We start from the raw sequence: 3,653 nt of genomic DNA, 5'->3' as shown, positions 1-3,653 counted from the left end.
TTTACCCAACAGATGCTCGCAAAGGTCGCAGTGGAAGCCGCCAAGATTCCGACTGATAGTGTCTGGCTGGCCTCCTCCGATATCATCGAATCGGTCTTCGGGAAATACAAATGCTTCACCACCAGAGCGCCACTCAAGGAGATCGGCAAGCTGCTGCTTGCGATTCCTGCCTTCATCGCCGACCTGGCGACTCCGTTGATTCGGGAGGCAATGGAATCAGTGCGTACTATTGATGTCGAGAACTGGGCAAAAACGCATATCGGTGCGTCGATGCTGGCCCGGCGTCGGCATGCTCTCATCGATTGGGTATCAAACACGAAAACTGCATGATATTAGTTTGTGATATTGGTGGGATATTGAACACCCTACCCAGCACCTGGCGGCCTGCTGGCCACCCGGAATGGGGGAAGAGTACAGGGACAGCAATGGCCGTCTCCGGCAGACGTTCCCCGATCTCATCGTGCAACCAGTCCAAATCGTCCATGCTGAGGTCGGCGCCGCCGTGCAGCCAGACCAGTGCCCCGCTAAGGCGGTCGGGTGTCAGTTCGGCCCAGAGCCCACAGAACGCCTGTGCGCGCCGGGATTTCCGGCCCCAGAGCGTTGCGCCTGTTCGCAGGGTCGCACCGGATTTTAGCACCCTGCGGACATCCAAGGCATCGTAGCCGATCAGGGTAGGTGTCAGCATAAGCAGAGCATCTATGTAGATGGCAAGCGCCGCCGCGCGCAGGCGCGCCCGCTGGGGGCTGATGTCACAAACGCCATCAAGGCGGGTGTGCAGGGCGGCACGCCAGGGCGCACCGGGATCGGGCGCAGCATCGCCGAGGACGAGCGCAGTGCGCAGGCCCGGTTCCTCCAGTCCACCCAATCGCTCGGCCCAGGCGGACGTTTGGGCGCGCGCCCCAGGGTCGCGGGCATCCACCACCAGCATGGTGCAACTGCTGGGTCGCAAGTGCGTCTCGATCCAGCCGTCAATCCCAGCCGGATCATCACGTCTGCTACGAAAGCTTTCCGGCGTCCAACCGGTAATTGATGCAGCCGTTTTCCAGGATGCGGCGGCTTGCAGGACCTGACGTCGATTCATGGTTAGGTACTTCGGCATTAAGAGGGAGACTGGGCAAGTATTCGGAGCGTGGGAGAGCAGTGGAGCACAAGGCCCACGAAGACAGGGTTACCGGAGCGTGAGCCGACCCTGTGGGCTAGCTGCCTTTTCCCTTCGCGACGCGCAGAGGCACTCTCTGTAACCGGTCGCCGCCAGCATCAGAGGTGCAAATCCGCCGGCCACAAAAAATACGGCCCAAACTTCCCGGACGTTCTCAATTCCCCTCCCGCCGCCTTACCCTTAGCGGTGAGCTTGAAATGCTCCCCATCCCGCTCGACCAGCCCCGCACTCAGCAACTTGTCGCCCAGTTCCCCGGTCCGCATCCCAAGCACCTTGGCGAGCTTGGAGGTGGTGAGCTTCTCGAAGCCGTTTTCGTCCGCGGCCCCGGCGGCCGGCTCGCGCCCCTCGTCCTTCGGCTGCTCGACCTTCTCGGCCGAGAGTCGGACCTCTTCGCTGACCCGGATCAGGCGCTGCGCCTCTTCGTAGGTCTCGCGGTACAGATCCGCCTCCTGGTCGCGGTCGACGAAGACACCCATCTCGTTGTTGTTGACCTGGCTGAAATCGTAGAGGTTCATCGAGGTGATGATGGCTGAGTGCTCGTTCAGGTAGCACTTGGCATGGAGGTTCTGGCAGAAGCTGGTGCGGACGAAGGCCAGCGAGCGCAGCCAGTTGATCTCGTGGGGTGCCAGTTCGCTCTTGCCGTAGACGATCCGCACGTCGATCTTCATGCGGTCCTTGTCTTCGAGCAGTTCGCGGATGCGGTCGTTGAACTTGAGGAAGGGGCTGATGATGATCAGGCGCTCCCGGGCGGCCTTGATCAGCTCTTCCAGAAAGTAGTTGGTCGCACTGGTGTTGAGAAACTTGGCCATGGGTCAGGGTCCTTGCCTCGGGGGAAGGGAACTGAGCGGTGAGCGACCGTTGGGGCGCCCAGGTTGGCGTGATTATCCCCAATGTGGCGCTGGCTGTCTGCTGTCGCGTTTACCGGGTGGCGGGGCAACCGGCGATGAACCGCGTCCGGGCTTCGGTTGTCGATCGCAGCCTGACCGGGTCACACTCATAGTGCCGCGGGGGCCTTCCAGGGGCAGTATACGTAACTTCTCGCAGATGCCGCAGGCAAATCAAAGGTGTCAGCATCCTGAGAGAAGCGGCCGTCGGCAATAGCCTGCGGTAGGGTGTATTGGTACACGATCGGCGCGAAGTAGTCCAGCACCGCGGCAGTCCCCACGGGGTCGAAATGGCGCTCCGGCGTGGCGGAGAGCCCCAGACGCAGGGCGATGCCGTCGGGGAGTGCGGCACGGGCGTTCTCGGCGCCCAGGTTGTGGACCTCGTCGGCGATCAGCAGGTGGTGGACATTGCCGACCGCGACCCGTGGGCGCAGGCGGGTCTGGAAGGCATCGCTTTGGAAGCTGGCGTTGGTGGCAACGATGGCCTGGACCTGGTCGAGCCCGGCGGTGAGTCGTTGGTAGCCCTCCTCCAGTTGCGCCTGCCAGCGGTGACGGCCCTCGAAGCAGGCGATGGCGTCGAGGCCGAAGGCGGCGATCTCCCTGATCCACTGGCGGCAGAGATTGATGAAGGGACAGACGATGATCACGACCAGGGGCCGGTTGCGCTCGGCGACCTTGCTCGCGAGCACGAGCGCGGTGACGGTCTTGCCGGAGCCGGTCGCCATGGCGAAGACACCGCGCCCGCCGGCCTTGCTCCAGGCGCGGATGGCGTCCTTCTGGTAGGGGCGCAGTTCGAGCCCGGCGGGCGGGGTCAAGGTGGCGCCGGGGCCGGGCTCGCGGACCTGGTTGGGGTCGATGCCGGGCGGGGGTTGATCGGGGTTGCGGTAGCGTTCCAGGAGGACGCAGCTGGCCTGGCTGAAGTCGATGATGGAGAGGCCCGGGACCTGGCCGGTCCACAGTGACTCGAAGTCGTCGATGGCGGCCTGGACCCGGCCTTCCGGGTCCTGCCAGGAGCGGAACACGTCCAGGTGCTCGAAGTTCTCGACCAGGCCCCCGGCGGTCTCGTTGGCGGAGCCGGAGAAGCTGACGTGGTGACCGCGGTCGTCGGAGAAGACGCCGGTCTTGGCCCGGGGCTGAAAATGGCAGAGGCCGCGGGCGTAGCTGCCCTGCGGGGTGACGCGCAGCGCCAGCTTGATCTCCAGCAGACCGGCGGCGGCGAGCCAGGCGAGCGCGTTGAGCCGGTCCTTGATCAGGGCGTCTTCGATCTCGGCCAGGCTGCGGGCGGCGATGGTGCGCAGCACGGCGGCGGGGGTGTCGCGGGCGCGTTCCAGGGCGGCGCAGTCGTCCGGTTCCAGGTGCGGGGAGACGATGAGGCGCATCCGCCCGCGCCGCAGCGCCAGGCTCGCGACCCCGCGGGCGGCGAGCGCGAGGCCAGCGCTCGTGCCGACGCTGATCAAGCCGCCCGCGGCGCGGCGGTAAAGGACGGCGGCCTCGAGACAGGGGACGAAGAAGCCGCGGACCAGGTCGTCGCGGCCGGTGCGGTAGGTGAGTTGCAGCGGGAGGTCGGTCAGGTTGGGCACTGGGTGATCGGGTGTATTGGGGCAGTAGGT

The 3,653-nt window shown here is 65.0% G+C and carries 4 protein-coding genes; 1 reads left to right on the top strand and 3 read right to left on the bottom strand.

Annotation, left to right across the window (positions count from 1 at the left end):
- The coding region (locus QZY48_RS15815; protein WP_295432545.1) for a hypothetical protein at positions 1-330 on the top strand (330 nt) is incomplete at its 5' end.
- Here QZY48_RS15815 and QZY48_RS15810 read toward each other — a convergent pair.
- From QZY48_RS15810 to QZY48_RS15800, 3 genes are all read right to left on the bottom strand, one after another.
- Positions 296-1,081, bottom strand: coding sequence for a hypothetical protein (locus tag QZY48_RS15810; protein ID WP_295432544.1), 786 nt, complete (start codon positions 1,079-1,081; stop codon positions 296-298). The genes QZY48_RS15815 and QZY48_RS15810 overlap by 35 nt on opposite strands.
- 176 nt (positions 1,082-1,257) lie before the next feature.
- A complete protein-coding gene (locus QZY48_RS15805) occupies positions 1,258-1,968 on the bottom strand; it encodes a phospholipase D family protein (RefSeq protein WP_295432542.1) in 711 nt (236 codons plus the stop codon).
- A gap of 185 nt (positions 1,969-2,153) precedes the next feature.
- A partial coding sequence (locus QZY48_RS15800; protein ID WP_295432540.1) for a DEAD/DEAH box helicase family protein occupies positions 2,154-3,653 on the bottom strand: 1,500 nt, incomplete at its 5' end.

Source organism: uncultured Thiodictyon sp. (assembly GCF_903828115.1).
In the GTDB taxonomy this organism is placed as follows: Bacteria; Pseudomonadota; Gammaproteobacteria; order Chromatiales; family Chromatiaceae; genus Thiodictyon.
The sequence above is the reverse complement of the archived record's forward strand: the minus strand, read 5'-3'. Positions and strand labels throughout refer to the sequence as shown.